General features: G+C 30.5%; 30 protein-coding genes. 17 read left to right on the plus strand and 13 right to left on the minus strand.

What is annotated here, in order from left to right:
• Window positions 1-10 precede the first annotated feature (10 nt).
• The 3 genes from ABNT61_RS09555 to ABNT61_RS09565 are packed head-to-tail and all read left to right on the plus strand — an operon-like array spanning window position 11 to window position 2,564.
• The gene (locus tag ABNT61_RS09555) at window positions 11-808 is read left to right on the plus strand and encodes a CPBP family intramembrane glutamic endopeptidase (RefSeq protein ID WP_348743034.1); all 798 of its coding nucleotides are present in this window, start codon (window positions 11-13) and stop codon (window positions 806-808) included.
• Window positions 792-1,796: a sensor histidine kinase gene (locus ABNT61_RS09560; protein ID WP_348743035.1), complete on the plus strand. Its 1,005-nt coding sequence runs from the start codon at window positions 792-794 to the stop codon at window positions 1,794-1,796. The genes ABNT61_RS09555 and ABNT61_RS09560 overlap by 17 nt, the downstream gene beginning before the upstream one ends.
• A 3-nt stretch (window positions 1,797-1,799) precedes the next feature.
• Window positions 1,800-2,564 (plus strand): LytTR family DNA-binding domain-containing protein, encoded by a 765-nt coding sequence (locus tag ABNT61_RS09565; protein WP_348743036.1) that lies wholly within the window; start codon window positions 1,800-1,802, stop codon window positions 2,562-2,564.
• A gap of 73 nt (window positions 2,565-2,637) precedes the next feature.
• On the opposite strand, the gene ABNT61_RS09570 is transcribed toward ABNT61_RS09565, so the two are convergent.
• On the minus strand, window positions 2,638-3,357 hold the full coding sequence (locus ABNT61_RS09570) for a Bax inhibitor-1 family protein (protein ID WP_348743037.1): 720 nt from the start codon (window positions 3,355-3,357) through the stop codon (window positions 2,638-2,640).
• A 92-nt stretch (window positions 3,358-3,449) separates the two neighbouring features.
• Window positions 3,450-5,246 (minus strand): translation elongation factor 4, encoded by a 1,797-nt coding sequence (gene lepA, locus ABNT61_RS09575; RefSeq protein ID WP_348712850.1) that lies wholly within the window; start codon window positions 5,244-5,246, stop codon window positions 3,450-3,452.
• A 694-nt stretch (window positions 5,247-5,940) separates the two neighbouring features.
• On the opposite strand from lepA, the gene ABNT61_RS09580 reads away from it, so the two are divergent.
• Genes ABNT61_RS09580 through ABNT61_RS09595 form a run of 4 tightly spaced genes read left to right on the plus strand, consistent with a single transcriptional unit; the run spans window position 5,941 to window position 8,106 of the window.
• Window positions 5,941-6,303, plus strand: a complete 363-nt coding sequence (locus ABNT61_RS09580) for a hypothetical protein (protein ID WP_348723969.1) — start codon at window positions 5,941-5,943, stop codon at window positions 6,301-6,303.
• A gap of 27 nt (window positions 6,304-6,330) precedes the next feature.
• Window positions 6,331-6,864 (plus strand): YceI family protein, encoded by a 534-nt coding sequence (locus tag ABNT61_RS09585; RefSeq protein ID WP_348712852.1) that lies wholly within the window; start codon window positions 6,331-6,333, stop codon window positions 6,862-6,864.
• Window positions 6,842-7,225: a hypothetical protein gene (locus ABNT61_RS09590; RefSeq protein ID WP_348743038.1), complete on the plus strand. Its 384-nt coding sequence runs from the start codon at window positions 6,842-6,844 to the stop codon at window positions 7,223-7,225. Before ABNT61_RS09585 ends, ABNT61_RS09590 begins: the two co-directional genes overlap by 23 nt.
• Window positions 7,207-8,106 carry a DUF5777 family beta-barrel protein gene (locus ABNT61_RS09595; protein WP_348743039.1) on the plus strand — a complete coding sequence of 300 codons (900 nt, stop codon included), beginning with the start codon at window positions 7,207-7,209 and terminating at the stop codon, window positions 8,104-8,106. Before ABNT61_RS09590 ends, ABNT61_RS09595 begins: the two co-directional genes overlap by 19 nt.
• 38 nt (window positions 8,107-8,144) lie before the next feature.
• Here the strand turns inward: ABNT61_RS09595 and ABNT61_RS09600 are convergent, their stop codons facing one another.
• From ABNT61_RS09600 to ABNT61_RS09615, 4 genes are all read right to left on the minus strand, one after another.
• Entirely contained in the window at window positions 8,145-9,122 is a 978-nt protein-coding gene (locus ABNT61_RS09600) for a Gfo/Idh/MocA family oxidoreductase (protein WP_348743040.1), read from the minus strand.
• 119 nt (window positions 9,123-9,241) lie between these two features.
• Complete coding sequence (locus ABNT61_RS09605) at window positions 9,242-9,433, minus strand: hypothetical protein (RefSeq protein WP_348712856.1); 192 nt, start codon at window positions 9,431-9,433, stop codon at window positions 9,242-9,244.
• A gap of 2 nt (window positions 9,434-9,435) precedes the next feature.
• On the minus strand, window positions 9,436-10,824 hold the full coding sequence (locus ABNT61_RS09610) for a radical SAM protein (RefSeq protein ID WP_348743041.1): 1,389 nt from the start codon (window positions 10,822-10,824) through the stop codon (window positions 9,436-9,438).
• Window positions 10,814-11,551 carry a prolipoprotein diacylglyceryl transferase gene (locus ABNT61_RS09615; RefSeq protein ID WP_348743042.1) on the minus strand — a complete coding sequence of 246 codons (738 nt, stop codon included), beginning with the start codon at window positions 11,549-11,551 and terminating at the stop codon, window positions 10,814-10,816. Before ABNT61_RS09615 ends, ABNT61_RS09610 begins: the two co-directional genes overlap by 11 nt.
• A gap of 79 nt (window positions 11,552-11,630) precedes the next feature.
• On the opposite strand from ABNT61_RS09615, the gene dusB reads away from it, so the two are divergent.
• Window positions 11,631-12,632 carry a tRNA dihydrouridine synthase DusB gene (gene dusB / locus ABNT61_RS09620; protein ID WP_348723980.1) on the plus strand — a complete coding sequence of 334 codons (1,002 nt, stop codon included), beginning with the start codon at window positions 11,631-11,633 and terminating at the stop codon, window positions 12,630-12,632.
• A gap of 281 nt (window positions 12,633-12,913) precedes the next feature.
• On the opposite strand, the gene ABNT61_RS09625 is transcribed toward dusB, so the two are convergent.
• From ABNT61_RS09625 to ABNT61_RS09645, 5 genes are all read right to left on the minus strand, one after another.
• On the minus strand, window positions 12,914-14,032 hold the full coding sequence (locus ABNT61_RS09625) for an ABC transporter permease (RefSeq protein WP_348743043.1): 1,119 nt from the start codon (window positions 14,030-14,032) through the stop codon (window positions 12,914-12,916).
• 127 nt (window positions 14,033-14,159) lie between these two features.
• Complete coding sequence (rbfA, locus tag ABNT61_RS09630; RefSeq protein WP_348712861.1) at window positions 14,160-14,555, minus strand: 30S ribosome-binding factor RbfA; 396 nt, start codon at window positions 14,553-14,555, stop codon at window positions 14,160-14,162.
• Between the two features lie 144 nt (window positions 14,556-14,699).
• Window positions 14,700-15,344 (minus strand): response regulator transcription factor, encoded by a 645-nt coding sequence (locus ABNT61_RS09635; protein ID WP_348712862.1) that lies wholly within the window; start codon window positions 15,342-15,344, stop codon window positions 14,700-14,702.
• A gap of 55 nt (window positions 15,345-15,399) precedes the next feature.
• Entirely contained in the window at window positions 15,400-16,158 is a 759-nt protein-coding gene (locus tag ABNT61_RS09640) for a sensor histidine kinase (protein ID WP_348743044.1), read from the minus strand.
• A 600-nt stretch (window positions 16,159-16,758) separates the two neighbouring features.
• Window positions 16,759-17,361 carry a hypothetical protein gene (locus ABNT61_RS09645; protein WP_348743045.1) on the minus strand — a complete coding sequence of 201 codons (603 nt, stop codon included), beginning with the start codon at window positions 17,359-17,361 and terminating at the stop codon, window positions 16,759-16,761.
• Between the two features lie 439 nt (window positions 17,362-17,800).
• On the opposite strand from ABNT61_RS09645, the gene ABNT61_RS09650 reads away from it, so the two are divergent.
• The 8 genes from ABNT61_RS09650 to truB all read left to right on the plus strand — a co-directional run bounded on the left by ABNT61_RS09650 (window position 17,801) and on the right by truB (window position 22,947).
• Window positions 17,801-18,421, plus strand: a complete 621-nt coding sequence (locus ABNT61_RS09650) for a DUF2589 domain-containing protein (RefSeq protein ID WP_348712866.1) — start codon at window positions 17,801-17,803, stop codon at window positions 18,419-18,421.
• 81 nt (window positions 18,422-18,502) lie between these two features.
• Window positions 18,503-19,174 carry a hypothetical protein gene (locus ABNT61_RS09655; protein WP_348743046.1) on the plus strand — a complete coding sequence of 224 codons (672 nt, stop codon included), beginning with the start codon at window positions 18,503-18,505 and terminating at the stop codon, window positions 19,172-19,174.
• A 2-nt stretch (window positions 19,175-19,176) separates the two neighbouring features.
• A complete protein-coding gene (locus tag ABNT61_RS09660) occupies window positions 19,177-19,722 on the plus strand; it encodes a hypothetical protein (RefSeq protein WP_348743047.1) in 546 nt (181 codons plus the stop codon).
• Window positions 19,723-19,754: 32 nt separating this feature from the next.
• Window positions 19,755-20,159: a methylmalonyl-CoA epimerase gene (mce, locus tag ABNT61_RS09665; RefSeq protein WP_348723989.1), complete on the plus strand. Its 405-nt coding sequence runs from the start codon at window positions 19,755-19,757 to the stop codon at window positions 20,157-20,159.
• A gap of 168 nt (window positions 20,160-20,327) precedes the next feature.
• Window positions 20,328-21,206 carry a cell division protein FtsX gene (locus ABNT61_RS09670; RefSeq protein ID WP_348723991.1) on the plus strand — a complete coding sequence of 293 codons (879 nt, stop codon included), beginning with the start codon at window positions 20,328-20,330 and terminating at the stop codon, window positions 21,204-21,206.
• A 3-nt stretch (window positions 21,207-21,209) separates the two neighbouring features.
• Window positions 21,210-21,455: a DUF3098 domain-containing protein gene (locus tag ABNT61_RS09675; RefSeq protein ID WP_348712871.1), complete on the plus strand. Its 246-nt coding sequence runs from the start codon at window positions 21,210-21,212 to the stop codon at window positions 21,453-21,455.
• Between the two features lie 2 nt (window positions 21,456-21,457).
• Window positions 21,458-22,252 carry an undecaprenyl-diphosphate phosphatase gene (locus tag ABNT61_RS09680; protein WP_348743048.1) on the plus strand — a complete coding sequence of 265 codons (795 nt, stop codon included), beginning with the start codon at window positions 21,458-21,460 and terminating at the stop codon, window positions 22,250-22,252.
• A gap of 2 nt (window positions 22,253-22,254) precedes the next feature.
• Window positions 22,255-22,947, plus strand: a complete 693-nt coding sequence (gene truB / locus ABNT61_RS09685) for a tRNA pseudouridine(55) synthase TruB (protein WP_348743049.1) — start codon at window positions 22,255-22,257, stop codon at window positions 22,945-22,947.
• Here the strand turns inward: truB and ABNT61_RS09690 are convergent.
• The gene (locus tag ABNT61_RS09690) at window positions 22,925-23,293 is read right to left on the minus strand and encodes a hypothetical protein (protein WP_348743050.1); all 369 of its coding nucleotides are present in this window, start codon (window positions 23,291-23,293) and stop codon (window positions 22,925-22,927) included. The two genes, truB and ABNT61_RS09690, sit on opposite strands and share 23 nt — an antisense overlap.
• A complete protein-coding gene (locus ABNT61_RS09695; protein WP_348743051.1) occupies window positions 23,275-23,439 on the minus strand; it encodes a hypothetical protein in 165 nt (54 codons plus the stop codon). The genes ABNT61_RS09690 and ABNT61_RS09695 overlap by 19 nt, the downstream gene beginning before the upstream one ends.
• 95 nt (window positions 23,440-23,534) lie before the next feature.
• On the opposite strand from ABNT61_RS09695, the gene ABNT61_RS09700 reads away from it, so the two are divergent.
• On the plus strand, window positions 23,535-24,068 hold the full coding sequence (locus tag ABNT61_RS09700) for a hypothetical protein (RefSeq protein ID WP_348743052.1): 534 nt from the start codon (window positions 23,535-23,537) through the stop codon (window positions 24,066-24,068).
• The last annotated feature ends 1 nt before the right edge of the window (window position 24,069 follow it).

Here is a 24,069-nt window from a genome sequence, read left to right on the forward strand (position 1 = left end):
AAAAATTACTATGAAAAAAGATAATATTCCATTAAAAATCGCATTATTCTTTCTATTCTTTTTGGTCTTACTAATTGCCAATCAAATTGTAAAGAACATTCTAATAGATGAAGAAATTACCAACTATAATATTCACTTATTAATTGGAATAGGAAGTAATATCATATTGTCTTTAGTTTCTTTATACTTTATTAAAAAGAATGAATTATTACAATTGAGTGGACTACATACGTTCAAAGCTGAAAAAGTACATCTACTACTTTTCCCTTTAGTATTTCTTGTAGGGATCAATTTAGTATTCGGTGGAGATATTCCAGAATTTACGCCGTTACAATTAATTGTACTGGCCACATATTGTTTGAGCATTGGATTTTCGGAAGAATTCAGCATTAGAGGAGTATTATTACCATTATTAATTAAACATGGTGGTGGAACTAAAAAATCAATCACACGAGCAATTTTTATATCATCATTAATTTTCGGTTTGCTTCATCTTATTAAGTTTGACAAAGGTCTTTATGGAGAAATCTCTCAAGTATTCTTTGCCACGTTCATAGGTGTATTATTTGGAGCGCTTTTAATTGCGACAAAAAGTATTTATCCCTTAATTATAATTCATGCTTTAATTGATTTTGCTGCAAAAATAGATAGTATTGGTGTTCCTTTTGAGAAAACGATTGCAAGTGAAACTGATATTACTGGTGCTATTTTTCTAATTATCCTTACATTACCTTGTTTATTATTTGGAATGTATATCATTAGGAAACATATTCCAGAAAAAATTCAACTGAATGAATACCAAGCTTAACAAATCTGATTGGATAATTTTATCAATCATATTCGGTGTAACTGTTCTCCTAAATGGGGTGGATTACTACAGAGAAGGAAATGAATTGATAGAATATCTTATAGATTTTCCTAGTACAACAATTATATCTATAATTATAATACTTGCCTTTATCCAAATATTGGTTCCTAAACTACTTACTAAAAAGAAACAGTACTTAAAGTTTTTTATCATTGCTGTTTTATTATTAACTGTATTTGGAACCTTAGATAAATTAATTGGTCGGTTTACTGCTGGAAAAGACTTATCGGGTATAAAAAGCGTTTGGTTATTACTTCAAAGCGGATTGTATAACGCTACTGACATGGTAGGTTTTCCGTTAGGAATCTTGTTAATGAAAAAGTTCTATGAAGGTCAATCTCAATTTTTAGAAATGGAGAAACAACAAAAAGAAAACGAATTAAAACTATTACGTTCACAAATTGATCCTCATTTCTTATTTAACAACTTGAATACTTTAGATAGTTTAATTGATTCTGACACTGAAAAAGCGAAAGAATACATCAACCGTTTATCGCTGATTTATCGATATCTTATAAAAACAAAGGATTCTGAAGTCATGGAATTGGTTGAAGAGTTACAGCTAGCGGAAAACTATATATTCCTTATCCAAACTCGTTTTGGAAATGATTATGTATTTGAGATAGAGAAAAACGAAACCATAGAAGATAAATACATACCAACTGGAGCTTTACAAACGCTCCTTGAAAATGTTGTAAAACACAATAAACCTGATACATCATCAATTAAAACGAAGATTATAATTGAGAAAAACAGATTGAAAATCATTAATTCAAAATCTACGTTAAAAAGTAAAAAAGAATCTTTTGGAACAGGTTTACAAAACTTAAAAACTCGTTATCAATTATTATCTGATCAAGTAATCTCAATAATTAATACTGAAGATGAGTTTAAAGTATCAATCCCAATTATCAATTTAATTGAATAGGCTATGAAAATACTGATTTTAGAGGATGAAATTCCAGCTTATCAAAAACTTGTCACTTATTTAACAGACTATTTAAAAAGTGAACCAGAACATGATTGGGCTCGAACTATAAAAGATGGAAAGCAATTTTTAGATGACAACACCTATGATGTTATTCTATCAGACATTCAATTATTAGATGGTATATCTTTTGATTTATTTGATGAAGTTTCACTCAATACTCCAATTATTTTTTGTTCTGCTCACGATGAATATTTATTCAAAGCATTCCATACAAATGGTATTGCTTACATTTTAAAACCTTATACTAAAAAAGAGTTTAATGGTGCTTTAGAAAAATATCAATCTTTGTTCAGCAAAGGAGATTATGGCAATCTAAACACAGATGTAATTGTTGAACTAAAATCTGCTTTAAAAGAAGAAAATACCACATATAAAAAACGATTTGTTATAAAGAAGAGCAAAGGAATTCAACTCTTAAATGTAAGTGACATTTCTTTAATTGAAGCTTCTGGTGATTTTTGTATTGCAACAGATAAAGATGGAAAAAGACATACTATTTCTCAGAACTTAGGTAGTATTTCTAAACAATTAAATCCGAATAAATTCTTTAAGATCAATCGAAGTGAAATAATAAACATCGATTATATTGTTACCATTGAAAGTCATTTTAAAAACAGATTGTTATTAACCATTACGGGATGTAAAGAAAAACCAATGACGAGTTCTTCTACAACATCTGAATTTAGAAAATGGTTAGAACAATAAATAATATTAAGCAAACAAAAAAGACTCGAAATTCGAGTCTTTTATGATATATATAAACGTTTTTAATTTCTTCTTAATCTCTATCTAAAAAGATCTGGATTACGTACCAGAATAATAACATTAGTGATGCAAATAAACCTAATGCTGCAGGTATATAATCTTCTGTAGTAAACTTATGTACTAGATTAGACGTTTGGTATAAAATAGATCCTCCAGCTAAAGCACACATTCCAACTGAAAACCATAATCCTAAGTTAAATCCGAATAATGTTCCTGCTACAATTAATCCAATTGCAATAAAGAATCCTATCGTCATAGCTGATCTCAAAAAAGAGAAATCTTTCTTCGTAATTAATACAATTGATGATAATCCTGCGAATAAAGTCAGTGTAACAATTCCTGCTTGCTGTAAAAGAGCCATTCCTTCTCTACCCATAAACTTAGTTACAATTGCAATTAACGGAACAAAAATAATTGCCTCAGCAAAAATATATCCCGCATAAGCCATGTACTGTAAGTTCTTATCAGTAGTTCTTAAAGCTGTACTCTCCGCATAATTCGTAATTAACATAAAACCACCAAGTAATAATAACCACTTATAACCTTGAGTCATAGATAACATAAAGTTCACAAGTGCATCACTTTGAAGTAATAAAAATTCGAAAATGATAAATAGTAAAACACCACCAGCTACGTGAGCATAAGTTTTCTTGTAAAACTCTACTCTTTCCGCCTCTGTTGATTGAGCAATCAATACTCGATCATTGTCAAATTGATTGAATGAATTTTCCATATAATTTTTTTAATTGATTTTTGAATTGTAAAAATAGAATTAATTTTTAAATAAAAAACCCTAACAACTGCTGTGCTAGGGTTAAATATATCTTAATCATTTAATTTCAATACTGCCATAAACGCTTGCTGTGGAATTTCTACGTTTCCAACCTGACGCATACGTTTCTTACCTTTCTTTTGCTTTTCTAAAAGTTTACGTTTACGAGAAATATCTCCTCCATAACATTTAGCAGTTACATCTTTACGTAAAGCTTTTACAGTTTCACGAGCAATAATCTTAGCTCCAATTGCAGCTTGAATAGGAATATCGAATTGCTGACGTGGAATTAACTCCTTTAATTTCTCACAAATCCTTTTCCCTATAGAATATGCATTACTATCGTGTAATAAAGATGAAAGTGCATCAACCGATTGTCCGTTTAATAACATATCTACACGAACAAGTTTTGATTTCTTCATTCCAATTGGGTGATAATCAAAAGATGCATATCCTTTAGAAACTGTTTTTAATCTATCATAGAAATCGAATACAATTTCTGCTAATGGCATTTCAAAAATCAATTCAACTCGTTCTGGAGTTAAATACGTTTGATTAATGATTTGTCCACGTTTCTCAATACATAAACTCATTACTTGTCCAACGAAATCAGATTTCGTGATAATCGAAGCTTTAATAAATGGCTCCTCTACTCTATCTAATTTTGATGGATCCGGTAAATCTGATGGATTATTTACAATAATAATCTCGTCTGGTTCTTTCTTTGTATATGCATGATAAGATACGTTAGGAACCGTAGTAATAACTGTCATGTTAAACTCACGTTCTAAACGTTCTTGGATAATCTCCATGTGTAACATTCCTAAGAATCCACAACGGAAACCGAAACCTAAAGCCGCAGAACTCTCTGGTTGAAATACTAAAGAAGCATCATTCAATTGTAACTTCTCCATAGAAGCTCTTAACTCTTCATAATCCTCAGTATCTACAGGATAAATACCTGCGAATACCATTGGCTTTACATCCTCAAAACCTTCAATATTATCAGTTGTTGGATTTGCAAAATCTGTAATAGTATCTCCTACCTTTACTTCCTTCGCTGTTTTAATACCTGTAATTAAATATCCAACATCACCAGTTTTAATTTCTTTCTTTGGCTCTTGATTTAACTTTAACGTTCCAACCTCATCTGCGAAATAATCATTTCCAGTAGCCATGAACTTAATCTTTTGGTTCTTTTTAATTGAACCATCGATAATTCTGAAGTAGGTTTCAATTCCTCTATATGAATTATAAACACTATCAAAAATTAAAGCTTTTAAAGGTGCATCTGGATTTCCTTCCGGAGCAGGAATTCTATCAATAATTGCTTCTAAAATATTATCTACTCCGAATCCTGTTTTTCCACTTGCAGGAATTACATCTTCAGGATCACAACCTAATAAGTCTACAATATCATCAGTAACTTCTTCTGGATTCGCAGAAGGCAAATCAACTTTATTTAATACTGGAATAATCTCCAAGTCGTTTTCTAAAGCTAAGTATAAGTTAGAAATAGTTTGCGCTTGAATACTTTGAGCAGCATCAACAATTAATAAAGCTCCTTCACAAGCCGCAATAGAACGTGAAACTTCGTAAGAAAAATCTACATGACCTGGAGTGTCGATTAAATTCAAGATATATGGTTCTCCATTGTGAACATAATCCATTTGAATTGCGTGTGATTTAATTGTAATTCCACGCTCTCTCTCCAAATCCATATTATCTAATAATTGATCTTGTTTTTCTCGCTCAGTTACTGTTTGAGTAAAATCTAATAATCTATCAGCAAGTGTACTTTTTCCATGATCAATATGGGCGATAATACAAAAATTCCTAATGTTTTTCATTCGTTCTTTATTCCTTCTTAATGACTTGCAAAGATACGCTAATTGTACCGTGTCTGGCAAATAAAAGTTTAGGTATAGAATTTAATTCGAATTACAAGTAGCTGATTTCACATGAATAAACTATTTCAACAGAACAACCGCATAAAACCTGAGGCTTAAAATGGATTGTTCACGAAATTTTCAACCCCATTTTTTCCCTTTTAACCCAAAAAAGTTCCTTTTAACAATGTTTTATAAGGATTAAACAAAACTTCTGAAATACTTTCGTCTACGAATTAATGAACAGAAGGCTACTTGATTTGTTTTACAATTTATGTAGTCATATTTAAAATACCCATTGTGATTGTTCAGAGTAATATCTGGATAATGTTGTTAGAGCGCTGATTCTTGAATTGGCAGATTATACTCAGCATATATGTTTTATGCTTTTGGATTAAAAACTAGGTTAAAGGGGGACGTATTAATAATTAAAGTTTTAAATTCATTTAATTAATTAACACCTTATGCTGAGTTCTCTTACAAACAGTTTCTTTTAAACGTTCTTTTTTCCCTTTTAACCTAAAATAATTCCTGTTAAGTGAGTTTATTCCTTTTAAAACACTGGATACACTATACTTTCGTGGAAGCTTTAAAATGGAATTTATATGGAATAAAGCTTTTGCTTTTTTCGTTATTAAATCATAAACATCATATCATGAAAAAACTAAACCTAACATTACTTTTAGCCTTATCAATTTCGATAATGAGTTGTTCTTCTTCTGAAGTATCTAGTGAAGATCCAGTAGTTATTGATCCTACAACTAAAGTTACTTACGAAAAAGATGTAAAAAACATTATTAATAACAGCTGTGCTGTTAGTGGATGCCATACAGGATCATCTCCTGCAGCTGGAATTGCTTTCAACACTTATAATCAAGTAAGAAGTCAAGCAGAAAACGGAAATTTAATTGGTCGTATAAACAGTGGTTCTAATCCAATGCCTCCAACAGGATTACTACCAACTTCAACAAGAAGTATTATTGATCAATGGAAGGCAGACGGATTCCTTGAAAACTAAACATTAACTATAAAAAGAAACTACCCCATGAGATTACTCGTAATTATTTTATTGATTTCCCAATCTGTTTTTGCTCAAAAATATTTCACAAGAACTGGATCTACTGGATTTAGAGCTTCTGTAAAAGCTTTTGAACCAGTACAAGCTCTTAATAAAAGTACAAGTGCAATTATTACTAATGACGGACAAATTGCAGCACAATTATTTATTAGTGCATTTAAATTTAGATTAGCATTAATGCAAGAACACTTTAATGAAAACTTTATGGATTCTGCTGAATTTCCAAAAGCTACATTTAGAGGTAAAGTTGAAGATGTTAACTTAAGTGAATTAAAAGATTCTAAAGAAGTTGTAATAAAAGGTGTATTAACTGTAAAAGGAATCGACAAGAACATAGAAACAAAAGGAACCTTGTCTAGAATTGGTGATAAGGTAAAATTGGTTTCAAAATTAGTAGTTCTTCCTGGTGATTTCAACATTGAAATCCCAAGTTTAATACGTCGTAAAATCGCTCGTGAGGTAACTATTGATTTAAACTATGAATTCACTGAAAAAAAATAAGAAACTAATTCTCGTCTCTATAATAGTTTTAGCAGGCTTCTTTACATACAATTATGTATTTCAAGAAACTGAAACAACAGAAGATATAGAGGTTGTTTTTACAGGATCTTCCAAGGATTTAATATCTAAGATCAATGAAGGAACAACATATACAAGTAAAGCTGTACTGATTGAAGGAAAAATTTCAACAATAAATGATGAAGGAATTGTAATTGATGAAAGTGTTTTCTGTCAATTTACAAACCCTGACACAGTGCAACAATTAAAACAAAATCAATCTGTAAAAGTCAAAGGAATTATTATTGGCTACGATGATTTATTAAACGAATTAAAACTGAACCAATGTATTATAAAAGACTAACTATACTTTTCTGTTTTATTTTTTCACTCAACATCTTTTCGACATTCGCTCAGGAAGATTTGTTAAACGAACTAGATGATTTAGTAAAAAAAGATAAAGATTCAACAAAAAATAATGATGGAGGTGAAACTAATTTTGAACTTCCAGCATTCAAAACACTCAAAATTGGCAACTTGCAATCAACAAAAGTTGCCGATAAAGGGGATTTATTCTTAATTGTTTCGCATAGATTCGGGCCTTTAAAAGATGGTTTTGATACTTTTCTAGGTCTTGATCTAGCGAATACAAAGATTGAGTTGTTATATAGTTTTTTCGACGGACTTCAATTTAGCATTAGTAGAGAATCTTTTGAAAAGACGATCGCTTTTGCTAGTAAAGTCCGTTTAAAAAGACAATCCAATTCTTTCCCTTTAAATTTAACTGCATATGGAACAATGAATATTAATGCAGAATTAAGTAATAGTCGTTTTACCAATTACACTTTAAAGGACGAAGATAGATTTAGCTATGCATTACAATTTTTAGCTTCTCGTAGATTTTCTAAAAACTTCTCTTTAGAGTTAGCTCCAACATATGTGAGAGAAAATTTACAAATCTTAGATGAAACTTTTGAAGCCAATCATAACCAATTTGCTTTAGGAATTGGAGGTCGTTTAAAGCTTAGTAAAAGAATAAGTTTTAATGCAGAATATGTACATAATTTCAACAGGCACAAAAATTCAATTTTCTATAACCCATATACATTTGGAGTTGATATAGAAACTGGAGGTCATGTATTTCAATTACTATTCACGAATGCACAATCTACTAATGAACCAGGATACATTAGTAATGCTGGTGGCGATATAGCATTTGGATTTAATATCGTAAGAGTATTTTAGCGATTAATCCCTGTCTAAAAAATGTAGTTTACTTCTAATTAATCATGATTAGGGTAAACTACATTTACTTTTTCTCTTATTTTATCTAAAGTTTTGATTAATCTCAAACTGAATTCATTGGTTAAAATTGGACTTTCTATCAATCCTTGATCTAAACACTCCATCACATGAGAAGCTTCAAAATAATAACCATATCCTGGTCCGTCATCTTCTTTTAATTCCTGAATCCCATCTTCTGTTTTTATAATAATCGGACAATTCATTTCTCTTGAAATCTGAACCGTTCCTTTCTCAAAATGAAAAATTGAAAAATTCGGAGTATCATTTTTAAAACCTGCTCTTAAATATGCTTTTTGATTATTCTCATATTCAAAAATAATATCAATATGTTCATCTGATCCTGTTGGACTTTTAATTGCATTAGAGATGATATTTTTAGGTTCTCCTAAAGTTTCAAGTGCTGTAAATACCGGATAAATTCCAATATCGAGTAAAGCTCCACCACCTAGGTCCAAGTTGTATAATCTACTTTTTTCATTATATGGTGAATGAAACATAAAATCAGACTGTACAGTTTTAAGTGCTCCTAATTTTTTAGACTCAATTATCGATAAAACCTTCTTAAATGTGGGAACCAAACGAGTCCAAAAAGCTTCCATTAAAAAAGTATTATACTCTTTCGAAGCATTAATCATTAACTGAACTTCCTTTTCGTTTATGGCAAAAGCTTTTTCGCATAAAACCGCCTTTTTATGTTTTAGAGATAATAATGTATGCTCGCAGTGCAATGTATGAGGTGTTGCAATGTAAACGATATCAACATTATCATCTTCTAACATTTCAAGATAACTTCCATAGGCTTTTTCAAAACCAAACTTATCTGCAAACTTTTCCGCTTTAGATATATCTCGTGAAGCTGCAGCATATAAAACGGCGCTATCTAATACTTTTAAATCGCTTGCAAAAATTTCTGCTATCCAACCACAACCTAATATGGCCCAATTATACTTCTTCAAAAGGAAAATATTTTAATTCAAGTGAAAAGTACAGCAAAACAAATCATGTTACTGATATTAATTCAGCAAACATTCAACAATTTATTCTTCAAAAAAACTAGTTAATCTAGGCTTACTAATTACAAACCACCGAAACAAAGTCCTAATCCAACTATTAAATACAGAACTGCCAAAATGTAAAACACAACAGAAACTTCTTTATATTTTTTTCGAAGCAAAAAACCAATTGCTGCAAGAACTAAAGGCGGAACCAATAGAATTACAAATATGATAATGAAAATACCAGAATAATCAGCTTCTAAAGGAATCATAGTTACAAGGTTTTTAAAGTTTCTAATTGTTTCTTTTTACCGTCTCGATACAACAAATTCATAGTTTCAAAAGGAATAATCTTATAATCCTTATCAACAATATGAACGCAAGATTTTTTAATGGCTCTTACATCAAAATTATAAGCATCAATAAACTGCATAATTATAATTCTGAACAAATTATCATAACCTAAATTGGGAGCATCAATATTTGGTAAACAACACATTATTGATTTTAAATTCTCTTCTGCAACTTCAACTGAATTTCCTGTACTGAACAACTCTATCATTTTACCATGTAATTGTTCATCTTGCTCATAAACAATAGTATTTTTACTATTATCCAATAAATCAGCCGGATTTACATATCGAGTTAATGGAAATACTTCTCCGTCTAATTTTAATGCATATCCCATGACCAATGCATCTGGATTACAAGGAACAGGAATCAAATCATCTGAATTAAAAATTGGAGCTTGTTCTAAAATTTTTCTTCGAACTTCCGTAAGTGTTAATCGATCTGTTTCTGGATCAAAATTCTCTAATCTACCTGCAATTTGAGTTGGTTGCAAAGTAACTCCTCGAACACATTTTTGTTGTAAAGCATAATCAATAATCTTTCCTATTTCATGATCATTTAACCCTTTTTGCAATGTAACTACAAGAGTTGTAGATAAATTTACCTCGTTTAAGTTTGCTATGGCTTGTTTCCGTATATCTGATAATTCAGCTCCTCTCATTGTTTTTAGAACCTCATCTTCAAAAGAATCAAACTGTAAATAAATTTCAAAATCAGGAGTATATGATTTCAACTTTTTTACAAACTCTTTGTCCTTGGCAATTTTGATTCCATTGGTATTTAACATCAAATGCCTAATTGGAAGTGATTTGGCATAATCTAGAATTTCAAAAAACTCAGGATGTATTGTTGGTTCTCCTCCACTAATCTGAACAACATCTGGCTCTTTTTCGTTCTTTACAATAGTATCCAACATCTTTTTAATCTCATCTAAAGTTCTATGTCTACCATATGTTGGCGAAGAACCTGCATAACAAGTTGGACAAGTCAAATTACATCGATCTGTTACTTCTAAAACCGTTAAACAAGAATGTTGTTCGTGATCTGGACATAAGCCACAATCATACGGACAACCATAATGTGTTTTCGTATTAAAAGTATATGGTGTTTCAGATGGTTTATTATAGTTTCTGATGTTTTTATAATATTCAATATCATCAGCTATCAAAACTTTTGAATTCCCGTGCTCAGGACATCTTTTGAGCATATAAACCTTATCATTCTCAAATACAATTTTAGCATCCACACGTTTCAAACATTCTGGACATAAACTCAAAGTAAAATCGTAATATGTATATTTTCTAACGGGCATTTTTCATAGCTTTTAGGATAAACTTATAGTAATATAACCAACAAGTTATGCATAATATTTGAATTGTACTTAAACCCAAAATAAAAAACGCATTTGGTTTTAAAAACTCAATCATAAATCGAAATCCGAAATAAAACAACATAAAAAGTTTAAAAACTTCACCGCTTTCCAAGTTTCGTTTGAGTTGACTTTTCAAGAATAGAAATAAAAACACTAAAAAGATTAATTCATATAATGCTAATGGATGACGAATAACGCCATCTCCTAAATCCATTCCTAAGAAAAAATTAGTTTCTCTCCCATAAGTGAATTCATTAACTCCAGTTAAAAAACAACCGATTCTTCCAATAAAGATTCCGAACACGATAGGTAGCGTGAATAAATCTCCAGATGAATGTCGTTCTCCAATAATTTTTTTAGCAATTTCAACTCCCAATAATCCTCCAAACAATCCACCCATAATTGTTTTTGAATTCATTGCATAAATAAAAGACTGATTGGTAAACGCAAATGGATGTTCTAAAACCCCGATAATTCTAGAACCTAATAATGCTCCAATTGCCGCTCCTAAAATGATATATAATCGATTTGACGAAGGAATTACATCTTCACTATTCTTTTTCAAATACGCGTAATATCGATACCCCAAGAAGAAAGCCAAGTACTCTAAAATTAAATGAATATTGATCTTAAAACCAAAAACAATAGGTTCAAAAGGAATGTCCAAAACGATTTAATTTGAAGTTATTACCAAACATATAAAATCGTTTTTTAAAAAATCTGTAATTTTGCAGCGATTTTGAATTATGGTAAAGATAGACAACATAGAACTTCCAGATTTTCCATTGCTACTAGCGCCAATGGAAGATGTTAGTGATCCTCCTTTCAGAGCTTTATGTAAGGAAAACGGTGCAGATGTAGTATATACAGAATTTATTTCTTCTGAAGGATTAATTCGTGATGCTGCCAAAAGCGTTATAAAATTAGATATTTATGAGAAGGAGCGACCTGTTGGAATTCAAATTTTTGGAGCCAATATGGATTCTATGCTACGCTCTATTGAAATCGTAGAGAAAACAAAACCAGACATTATTGATATCAACTTTGGATGCCCAGTTAAAAAAGTAGTTTCGAAAGGAGCTGGAGCTGGAATTTTAAAGGATATTGATTTAATGGTGAAATTAACTGAGGCCATGGTAAAGCATACAGATTTACCAGTTACAGTTAAAACTCGTTTAGGTTGGGATCATGATTCTATCCGAATTGTTGAAGTTGCGGAACGTTTACAAGATGTGGGAATTAAAGCCATTTCGATTCATGGTAGAACTAGAGCACAAATGTATAAAGGTAGTGCAGACTGGAAACCAATTGCTGACGTAAAAAACAATCCTAGAATGCATATTCCTGTATTTGGAAATGGTGATGTTGATTCACCAGAAAAAGCTATGGAAATGCGTGACAAATACGGGCTAGATGGTGCAATGATTGGAAGAGCATCTATCGGCTACCCATGGTTCTTTAATGAAGTAAAACACTTCTTCAAAACTGGAGAACATTTACAGAAACCTACAATTGCTGAACGAGTAGAAGTTGCTCGTCGTCATTTACAAATGTCAATTGACTGGAAAGGTGAACATTTAGGAGTTGTAGAAACAAGAAGACATTACACGAATTACTTTAAAGGAATTCCTCATTTTAAAGAATATCGATTGAAGTTAGTAACTTCTGATGATCCTAATGATGTTTTCAATGCTTTTAATGAGATTGAAAGTAAATTTGGAGATGCAAGAATTCCAGAAATAGGGTAGTTTTTCCATTTATCGAAGAAAACATTCAATTCACCGAAAAACAAGCTTTTAACTATCTAATTTTCGACTGACGAAAAGGATTTCGGTTGTATCTTGCAAGTGTTAATTAGTTGTAATAATCCCAAGTTATAGAATTAATTAAATTTTGAGTTGATAAATGAAACATAAAGTAAATCTCGCCTTCCCGTATAGAGATCACTAAAAAGAAACATGTATCAATCAAAACAATATAAAACCCTAGCGGGTTAGTTAGGGTTTCTTTTTTCTAATAACTTAGATTCTTATTTTCCGATAAAACTATGCGATATTCTAGAACTTGCAATTTTTGCAGCTAGAAAACCAAGAGTAGCAATAGTAAACATCACTACAAGTAAATTTGTCCATCTGAACTCTACAGGATATGGAATGTTTTGAGTAATCATAAACAATTCGAAACGCTGTTGTACAATTACCAAAATCACGCCTAGAATTAAACCAACTGCCATTCCTACAAGGCATAAAAGAAATCCTTGAAGAACAAATATTCGCTTAATATCTTGAAGCGTAGTACCAAGATCTAATAAAGTTTTTAAATTCTTTCTCTTATCGATTATCATCATAATAATTGCACCAATAACATTGAACAACGCAATAATTACAATTAGCGTGAATATTAGATAGGAAACAAAATTCTCTGTATTGATTACTTTATAGATCAAAGCATTTAATTCTGCTCTAGTTTGAACATTATAATTCTCTCCTAAATTCTTCTGTAGTAATTCTGCCTCCTCATCAACACGATTTGGATCTCTTAATTTAATCTCTACTCCTGTTATTTGTTTTGAATCATAATTCAATAATTGTTGAGCCACTTCCAATTCAGTGAAAACATATTTATTCTGATACTCTTCTGAACCAGAATATACTCCAATTATTTGCACATTTGTAGATCTAAAAGCATTGTTTGCATTTAGTAAACCTTTACCAGGTTTAGGAACAAAAATCTTTAAAGGATCTGAAAGATTAAAAATTCTAAGCGAAAGTTTGTAAGAAATTCCATTTCCGATAACTGCTGTGTTTCTGAACTCAGGATCAATCCAGTTTCCAACAACCAAAGACGAATCTACAGCAACAACATCAGTGTAATTATTATCTACTCCTTTTATATAGGCAATATGACTCTTATCTTTATATTTTAAGAATACTCGTTCTTCCGCTACCTTAGAAAAAGATTCAATATTTGTATTTGAGATTAACTCATCATCAACAATTTTAGAGTACTCAAAAGTTTTACTTTTTACTGGCGAAATTTTAATATCGGGATCTGATGCATTTAGTAAAGAATAACTAAACGTTCGTAATCCTGAAAAACCAGATAGAATTATAAATAAAGCTAAGGTCCCAACGATTACTCCAAACATAGCAATTATAGTAATGATATTAATCGCATTAGTACTGCTCTTTGATCTTAAATATCGTTTGGCTATGTAAAAAGGAAAATTCAATTCGTGTTTAAATGAATAGCAATTTAGTAATTATAATCTCGACTTAACGTTTTTGTCTGCGTGGTAAAATTTCAGGATTTTTTATTGGATTATCATCCTCTCCATTCAATGACTTATCAATCTCTTCGATATAGTCTAAACTATCATCTCCGAAGAATAATAAATCTGGCATTCTTCTTAATTGATTTCTTGTACGTTGTGCTAATTCATGACGAATTAATGGTGTATTAGATTTTACACCTTCAACAATTTCATCTCTTTTATCCGAAGGAAAAACACTAAGATACACTTTAGCTACCCCAAGATCTGCAGTTACTGAAACCTTAGATACTGAGATAATTACTCCTTTCATTCCGTTTTGAGCAGCACGTTGAAGTACATCAACTAAATCTTTTTGTAATAATGCTGCTATTTTTCGTTGCCTGTTCGTTTCTTCCATGCTGCAAATTTACCGATAAATATTGAATTTGTGATGATTCATTGATTTAGATTCAAATATGTAAAAATAAAAAGTCGCCTTTTATAACTCTATTTGAAATAGCGCTATAATACGGCGACTTTATGCTCCTGTAAAATTGTAAAGTTATGGCATATAAATTTTATGTTTAATTGCATACATTACCAATCCTACTCTGTTTCTAATGTCTAATTTCGTAAACAAGCTATCTCTATAGCCGTCTATTGTTTTTGGACTTAAAAACATTTTCTCTGCGATCTCTTTATACGTTAACTCTGAGCAAGCTAAACGCATAAACTTAATTTCGTTTTCTTTGAAATTAACTTGATCTCTACTTTTCTTTCCTGAAACAGAATCTAACAACAGGTTGGTTACACTTTTAGTGTGATAGAAACCATTATCCATTATTTCTAATAATGCTCTTTCTAAGACCTCTTTTTTAGTGTCTTTTAGCAAATAACCAATGGCTCCTGCTTTTAACATTTTAAGGATAGTTCCATCAGCATCTTCCACAGATAATGCTAGGACATTAACATTAGGATAGTTGGTAACAACCCATTCTGTTGTTTCAATACCATTCATTACAGGCATGTTGACATCTACTAGGACGATGTCAGGAATGTTTCGGGGGGAAGCAGTGAATTTTTCTTGAACTTCTCCTCCATTTTTACACGTGTATAATACTTTGAATTTATCAAAAGTATTAACCATACCTTCTATAGCCTGAGACAATAGCGTATGGTCGTCCACTACGACAACTGAATATTTCATGTACGTTAGGTAAAAGTTGGTTACTAAATTTTTTTTTTACTGTATATGTAGGAGATTATACTCTATAAATGTAATAATAAATATTTAAAGTTGTACCCTTATTAGGTATAGATTTTAAATTGGCTTCCGCATTTATTAATTTAACTCTTGTTTTAATATTTTGTAATCCAATACCTTTTTTGTTCACCTCATCGATATTAAAACCAACTCCGTTATCTTTTGCAGTTATTTCTAAAACATCCTCTTTAAAGTTTAAAAACACTTCTAATTTTGAGCCTCGAGCATGTTTTATTGTATTTGAAAAAAACTCTTGAAGAATCCTAAACATTATAATTCCGTGCTTCTGATCTATTTCCTGTTCTTCTCCCTTAACGGTTAAACTAGCATCTATAAATTGCAAACGATTGAATCTCTCAATTTCTAACTCTAGAGCTTCTTTTAGTTTTACATTTTTAATAAACTCTGGATTAATAAGTTTTGATAAAGAACGAATTTCATTCAAACTTTTGGTAATGGTTTCTGAAATATCGTTTAGATTTTCCGGTGAAGCATTTTGTAGTTGAATTTTAGCTAAAGTCAGGAGTTGCCCGATATTATCGTGCAACTCCCAACTTATATTTCTTAACGTTTCTTCTCGAATTTCTATCTGCGTTTCTGCAATTTCTTTCTCGAAACGCTCTTTTTCCTCTGCTTTTTCGCGTAATAAATGGTTCTTTCTTCTTTGAAATATTGTAAAAAGAACTATTAAAAATACAACAATTAAAACTATTAAAATTGTTGAGATTATAAGTACCTCTGCTCCTTGCTGCTCCATATTAAACCGTAAATAATTCCTGAATACATAATAATCCCTAAGATATAAAGTATATAATAGAATGATCTATCATTCATATACTTTAAAATTAGAAAAAACGGAATTGAACTCATATAAAAAATTATAAAAGAAACAGTTAACCAAAAAGGAAACACTTTTTTATAATTTATAATTTTATCAGAAACAAGCAATTCTCTCAAGTAAAGAAAACAATAAATACTAGTATTCAGAGAACCAAATATTAATATATAATTTATTGATACTTCAACAAAAAGACTTGAAAACCAGAATAAAGAAAACAGAACATTCAAAACAACCATAAATAATAAAACCTTTTTACTATTAATTAGTTTTGAATAAGTCAAATAAATGCAATTAAATAATATCAGAGAGTAATAATAGTGAACATTAAATCCAATAACATCAGTCATAAGAAAATATAAACTTAATCCTTCAGTTACAACTGTTGCGAGCAATAAAGCTAATAAGTAACTCATGTAATTATTGGAGTACTTCTTATAGTTTTTTACCGTCATCAATAAAGCAACGAATTCAAAGCAAAATAAAACTACTAAAAATGATATCATTTAAAACGCAAAATTAATGGTAAGGTGGTCTAATTCCTCCAAAATTACCTGCACTACTTTCCTCTTCTCCTGAAAGTCCATCTCCTCTCATAGCAACAGATTTGTGAATGTCCTTATCCTCTGTTATACTTGATTTATTTTTATAATTCTCTTTATTATCATAGCGCCAATCGTAATTATAGTTTTCAAGTATCTCTTTAAGTGTAACTACACTGCCCTTTGATGATTTTAGAACATCAATTTCTACTTCTTTCCCATTTACCATTGTAGTTGGGATGTATAAAAGGTTTTCATACCCTTTCGCAATATCTTTTGGTGCATTTTCTTCATTATACACACCTTTAATAAAACTAATTCCTTTAAGCGATATGTTTCTTTTCTTAGCTTCAATCTCCATATACTCCATATAATTTTTAAGTTCATAAAAATCAAAAGTATTTATTCTTGTATCTTCAAAACCAAGTCCATTAACTAATAATTCAAATCTTGTTCTATCATACTCATGGAGCATTGTAGCAATTTGTTTATAGGTTAATAAACGTTTTGGTTTGCTTGGATCTGGCCCAACATTCCCAGAGCAAAAAATCTTGCAAATGAATCTAAATAATTTTTTCATGATTGTATAAGTTTAGTTTGATCCAAAAATACATTCTATTTTCTTTACCTAAACTCCCCATTATTCGAATCTCTAATTAACTCAACATTTTAGGAATAAAAAATAGGAAAAACCCCTTTTAGCTATCGGTGGCTTTCCTATATCTATTTAAGTGTTTAATGGGGGAAAAATCAGGATTATAAAAAAATTTTTCTTGAAAAGATTGATAACTACTTAAAAACCCCATATAAATATCACAACCTAATTTCACTTATTACCAAGAAGAAAAACACCTAAAAAAGTAACTGAAATCAACTTTTGTATTTCCAGTTTTAATACTGCGCTTCAACCTCTTTCTTTTATAAATCTTTGCCCTCGCTATTTCGAAATACAGATATAATGGCGGAAACCGAAAAGCCAAATTTGAAAAAGAGTAGGTAACATTTTAAAATTATAAATCATGCCAAATTTAGTACCTGAGTTAAACAGCTTAGATTTTAATGTATACGTTGGGGGACCATTACAGGCAGCTATTCAAGCTCAAACTGCAGCTTCTATGGCTACAGTTAACTTTATCAAAGAAGTAGGTTTTGAAAAAGATGCAGATCCTACAAAACCAGACGCATTGCGTTATGTAGATTTCCAATACAAGAAATCTGTTCCGAATCCGCATAAAGGAAAAACTGCTCAAGAATTATCTGATGAAGGATTACCTGCAAATACAGATACCGCTGCTAACTTTATAGATAGTGAAATCGAGATTAAAGTTCCATTTTTAACTATGTTAACAATTCCATCAATTCGAATTGATGAAGTAAACATTGACTTTAATGCTCGTTTAAGTTCTACAGAAACAAGTAATGTTTCTTCTGAATTTGCAGCTAGTGCAGAATTAGGAATCAATTACAAAATCGTAAACTTTAAAGCTTCAGCTTCTTACAAAAGAAACACTTCACAAGGTGTAAAAGTTGATAAAACTTACAACTTAGGTGTAAAAGTTAAAGCGGTAAATGACGAATTACCTGAAGGATTAAGTAGAATTTTAGATATGCTAGAAGATAGCATCGCAGCAGTAGCTTAGTTTTAATTCAAAAGGTCATTCTTATTTTGAATGACCTTTTAAACCATTCAATTTTCATCACTTAATTTAAAATTTTCAATTATGATCAACTTAAATGAATATATCGGAAGTATTACAACAAGTTTAACTGAAGCAAGAATGATTTCTGATTTAAAATCTTTAGAAATCGCAGAGAAATTTGCACAGCACGACTTGCTAAAACATTTTTCTATTCCAAGATTTAGAGCTCAAAACATTGAACTTACGATTCCTGTAGCTATAGGAGAATTAGAAACACAATACGAAAAAGACTATCAGCCAATTGACAATATCGAATTTAGTTCTCAGACCTACACTATTTTGAAGGACGTTGCTCAAAAATCATCTTTTGATAGAAAAACATCGATCCAACTGAAATCAGTTATCAATAATGAAGTTGAATTATTAGAAAAGAAAATTAAGGCAACAAATGATGAATCAAAATCTTTACAAGCCTACTCTGAGAGAATTGCTGAACAATTTTTAGCAATTTCAAGAGAGAAAATTGAATTTCCGGTTTTAACCAAAAGAATATCTCAAAGTTTAGCATCCCAAATAAAACCTAAACAACCTGCCAAACAAGAACCAAAAGTAATTGTTGAAAGTCATAAACTTCAAGAAATAAAACCTGAGAATATTATTCAGATTAAAATGACATTAAACGAAGAAGGTATGGAATGGCATACTTCTGAGGATGATAATGGAAATGTGAATTCTAAATTATTACCAGAATAGCCATGAGAAAGTCAACGACCAAAATTGTTCGCGATATTGAGGCACAACTTGCACAAATTTCAACCATCGTCAACCTACTTGAAAAAAAGAGTAGTACTAGTTCTAAAAAATTAAAGGATTGGTTAACAGAAACAGAAGACATGCTTCAACAATTGAGTATTCCAGAAGCTTCTATGTTTGCCGTAAAAAGAGGAGAATTGACTACTTTTTTACCAAAGGATTCGAGAAATAAAAGAAAGGAACTCTATTTTTTCTCAGCTAACCTATTAACCAATGCGCAATCGGATTTATGGGATGTGTACAAAAAGCACACTGAGAAATTAGAAAACGCGACGCAACTGATTCATCAATTGCTCCAAATTATTTATCAAACCAAACAATTTAAGTACGATACCAATGAAGATTTTACTTTATTCATTCATCAAATTTGGGATTTTTGTGCTGCTCATGATCAGCTAAAAGCACTTACTGTGCAAATTCTTTCATTAATCAACAAAACTGATGTGTTACTTGTATTGGCCAAAGAAATTGAAATAGAAAATCTATAAAACATCATACTAAGATTTTTTATTTTTACATCATGAACAAAATTGAACACATTGGTATTGCTGTAAAAAGCATTGAAAAATCGAACGCTTTATTCGCTTCTCTATTTGGAGAGGAACATTATAAAATTGAAGAAGTAGCTAGTGAAGGCGTAAAAACTTCTTTCTTTAAAACAGGACCGAATAAAATTGAGCTTTTAGAAGCTACAAAACCTGACAGTCCTATTGCGAAGTTTATTGAGAAAAAAGGTGAAGGAATTCACCATATTGCTTTTGCTGTAGATGATATTGAAAGTGAAATTAAACGATTACAAAACGAAGGGTTTACTGTTTTAAATGAAGTTCCTAAAAAAGGAGCTGATAATAAACTAGTAGCGTTTTTACATCCGAAAACAACTAACGGAGTTCTTATTGAACTTTGCCAAGATATTAAAAGTTAGAAGGTAGGGTATTTCAAAAGTGAATTGTTTTATTAGTGTTAAACATTTTTTTGATTTATTTTTCACCTCTAAAAAGAGAAGTATTCTTGCTCACTTCTCTTTTTTTCATTTTTAATAATTATCAGTTTCTAGCAATAATTTGTAAATTGCCAAACAAAACTAGAGTAAATGACGAATTCTTATGATTCTTTCCAGAAAAGACGATTACGTTCATCGTATGCTTCGGTTATTATAAGTATTGCTATTGTACTGTTTATGATTGGTATTTTAGGATTGATTTTATTAAAGTCGACCAAAGTTGCCAACCACTTTAAAGAAGAAGTAGTGATGTCTTTATTCTTAAAAGACGAAGTCACCAAAGATCAAATTAATAGTTTTAGAGAATCTCTTGTTAAAGAATCGTTCACTAAAGAATTGTACTTTATTTCTAAGGAAGAAGCAGCAAAAACATATAGTAAAGATTTAGGAGAAGATTTTTTAGATTTCTTAGGAAGTAATCCTTTAAAAAACGGAATTGATTTGCATTTAAATGCTGATTATGTTACTCCTGAACAGATGCAAGAATTGGAACAAAAATTCTTGAAAAACGCTTATATAATTGACGTTTCTTACGACAAACCTTTGGTTGAACAGTTAACTAAAAATATTCAGCGCATAAGTTTTTGGCTTTTAGTTTTAAGTGGATTTTTTGCTGTAGTTTCTATTATATTAATTAATAGTTCTATTCGATTATCAATTTACTCAAAGCGATTTAATATTAAAACAATGCAAATGGTGGGAGCGACTAAGAACTTTATTCGTAAACCATTTATTTGGCAAAGCATTCGTTTAGGATTAATTGGAGCATTAATTGCTTTAGTAATTTTAGCTTTTGTGATTTACTATATTGACAAGTACATACCTTCATTAGAATTAACGAAAGATTATTTGTCTTTACTATATTTGGCCTCTGGCATTTTAATTAGTTCATTAATTATTACTTGGGTTAGTACATATTTCGCTACTCAAAGATTTTTGAATTTACAAACGAACGAATTATACTATTAGACTATGAGTAAAAATAAAAATTCAAATCAACCAGAATTTTTATTCGGTAAAAGAAATTATATGCTAATGCTTATTGGATTAGCGGTTATTGCTTTAGGATTTATCTTAATGGCAGGCGGAGGAAGTAAAGATCCTAATGTTTTTAATCCTGAAATTTATAGTTGGAGAAGAATTCGTTTAGCTCCTACCCTAGTTATTATTGGATTAGGAATCGAAATCTATGCTATTTTAGCCAATCCTAAAAAATAACAATGAACATTATTGAAGCTATTATCCTTGGAATTATTCAAGGACTTACCGAGTTTTTACCAGTATCATCAAGCGGGCATTTAGAATTAGCAAAAGCCATTTTAGGAGACACTTCTGTTCCTGAAGAAAGTTTAACCTTTACTGTAGTTTTACACTTTGCAACTGCATTAAGTACACTAGTTATTTTTAGAAAAGAAGTTGCTGAAATATTTAAAGGATTATTTCAATTTAAATGGAATGAAGAATTTCAATTTTCATTAAAAATTGTAATCTCTATGATTCCAGCGGTAATTGTTGGTTTATTTTTTGAAGAACAACTTGAATCTTTATTTGGAGGAAAAATACTATTTGTAGGCTTTATGTTGTTAGTAACTGCAGTTTTATTATTACTTGCAGATAGAGCTAAAAATACAGACAAAAGTGTTTCTTTTTCAAATTCATTAGTTATTGGTATTTCACAAGCCATTGCTATGCTTCCAGGAATTTCAAGATCTGGTGCTACTATTTCTACTTCGGTTTTACTTGGGATTGATAGAACTAAAGCAGCTAAATTTTCTTTCTTAATGGTTGTTCCATTAATTTTTGGAAAAATAGCTAAAGATATATTAGGAGGAGATATTAATTTTCAATCTTCTGAAATCATTCCAATGTCAGCAGGTTTTGTTTCAGCTTTTGTTGCGGGATTATTAGCTTGTCAATGGATGATTGCTTTAGTGAAAAGAAGTAAGCTTTCTTACTTTTCGATTTACTGTGCCGTTGTAGGTATTATTGCTATCGTATATTCTTTACTTAATTAATTATGAATACTGTTGAAGATTTTAAAGACGGTAAGGTTTTACTTATCGATAAACCTCTTGAATGGACGTCTTTTCAGGTAGTAAATAAGCTTCGTTGGCATATTCGTAAGCAATTTGATATAAAAAAGATAAAAGTTGGTCATGCCGGAACTTTAGATCCTCTTGCTACTGGTTTGTTAATTATTTGTACAGGGAAACAAACTAAAAGTATTGAAACCTATCAAGGGCAAATTAAAGAATACACAGGAACTATTGTTTTGGGATCTACAACACCTAGCTATGATTTAGAAACTGAAATTAACGAAACGTTTCCTACAGATCATATCACTGATGATTTAATTCATAAAACTACCGAACAATTCGTTGGGAAAATTCAGCAGAAACCACCAATCTTTTCGGCAATTAAGAAAGACGGGAAACGCTTGTACGAATTAGCACGACAAGGAAAAACTACTGAAATCAAATCCAGAGAAATTGAAATTCGAGAATTCGAGATTACCAATATCAATTTCCCAAATGTTGAATTTAGAGTTGTTTGTAGCAAAGGAACTTACATTAGATCTTTAGCAAACGATTTTGGTGTTGCCTTAAATTCAGGAGCTCATTTATCTGTTTTACGTCGTACTAAAATTGGTGAATTCTCAGTTGATAACGCACAAAGCATTGATGGATTTATTCAGAGTTTAACTTCTTAATTTTTTCGCAATCCAAACCCTCTGTTTCACAACGATTGCGATAACAGTTGTTTATTTTCATTTTTATTAAGGAGTTCTCCAGAGATAATTCCTTAGCCTTGTGGTAAAAAAACAAAGCATTTTTGTAATGGTATGAATGATAAAACGTATCACCCTTTTCCATATAAACAGCAATTTGCTCTTCTTTAATCTTTAGATTATTCTCTTGAATCTTTTTTCTGTAAGCATTATTAGCACTTATAATAAAAACTGTTATAAAACTTATTATAACGACTGCTAACACTGCAATAACATAGTTTATAAATTTTCTTCTTTTAGCCTTCTTTTTTAATTTTTCTTTAAGCAATAAAATTCCTCTTCTGAATATTCTCTAAACTCTAATTCTCCTTTCTCAGACTTTACTATTTTCTTTTTGTCCTTGAATAAACTTTTCTTACGTAATAACTGTTTGTTATTCTTTAGAATAGGTTGTATACTTCCATATCCTCCCATAGCTTTTTTTATTATAAGACGGATAAAATATTTTTTGTTACACCGCTTTCATGGAACAGTTATTGATATTTAGAAGAAAACTTAAAAAAATTAACATGAAAAAACTACTACTTATTCTTTTCGTTGCAATCAGTCAAATTACTCAAGCTCAGATAAAAGAAAAGCAACCTTTCTTTATTGGTAATATTGGAACTACATTTGGTATTAATCAACAGTTCAAACTTTCAGAAGAAGGTAACGGACCTTTTATTACTCCTAAATCTATTTTACTTCGAGCTGAAGTTGGTTATCAATTAGATAAAAGATGGTCTGGAAGTATTAGTATTGGTTACGATCATCACTTTAGATATAGTATTAACTCTATTCCACAATTCGGAACTATTCGCTATAATTTCATCAGTAGAAATAGCTCTGCATACTTTATAGATGCAAGTTACGGCAGAACCTGGAGACCTTCGAAAAGCTTTAGTAATGGCGACTATTATAAATTAGGACTAGGAATTATGAGTTTTAGTTCAAGCAGATGGAATGGTTTGGTTCGATTAGATTTTCACAGAAAGAAAATAGCTCAATTTGAAAATGGAAACTTAGATAGTGTTTCTCTAGGCATTGGTTTCTCATTTTATTAAA

Origin of the sequence: Tenacibaculum sp. 190524A05c, from assembly GCF_964036595.1 — a bacterium.
In the GTDB taxonomy this organism is placed as follows: domain Bacteria; phylum Bacteroidota; class Bacteroidia; order Flavobacteriales; family Flavobacteriaceae; genus Polaribacter; species Polaribacter platacis.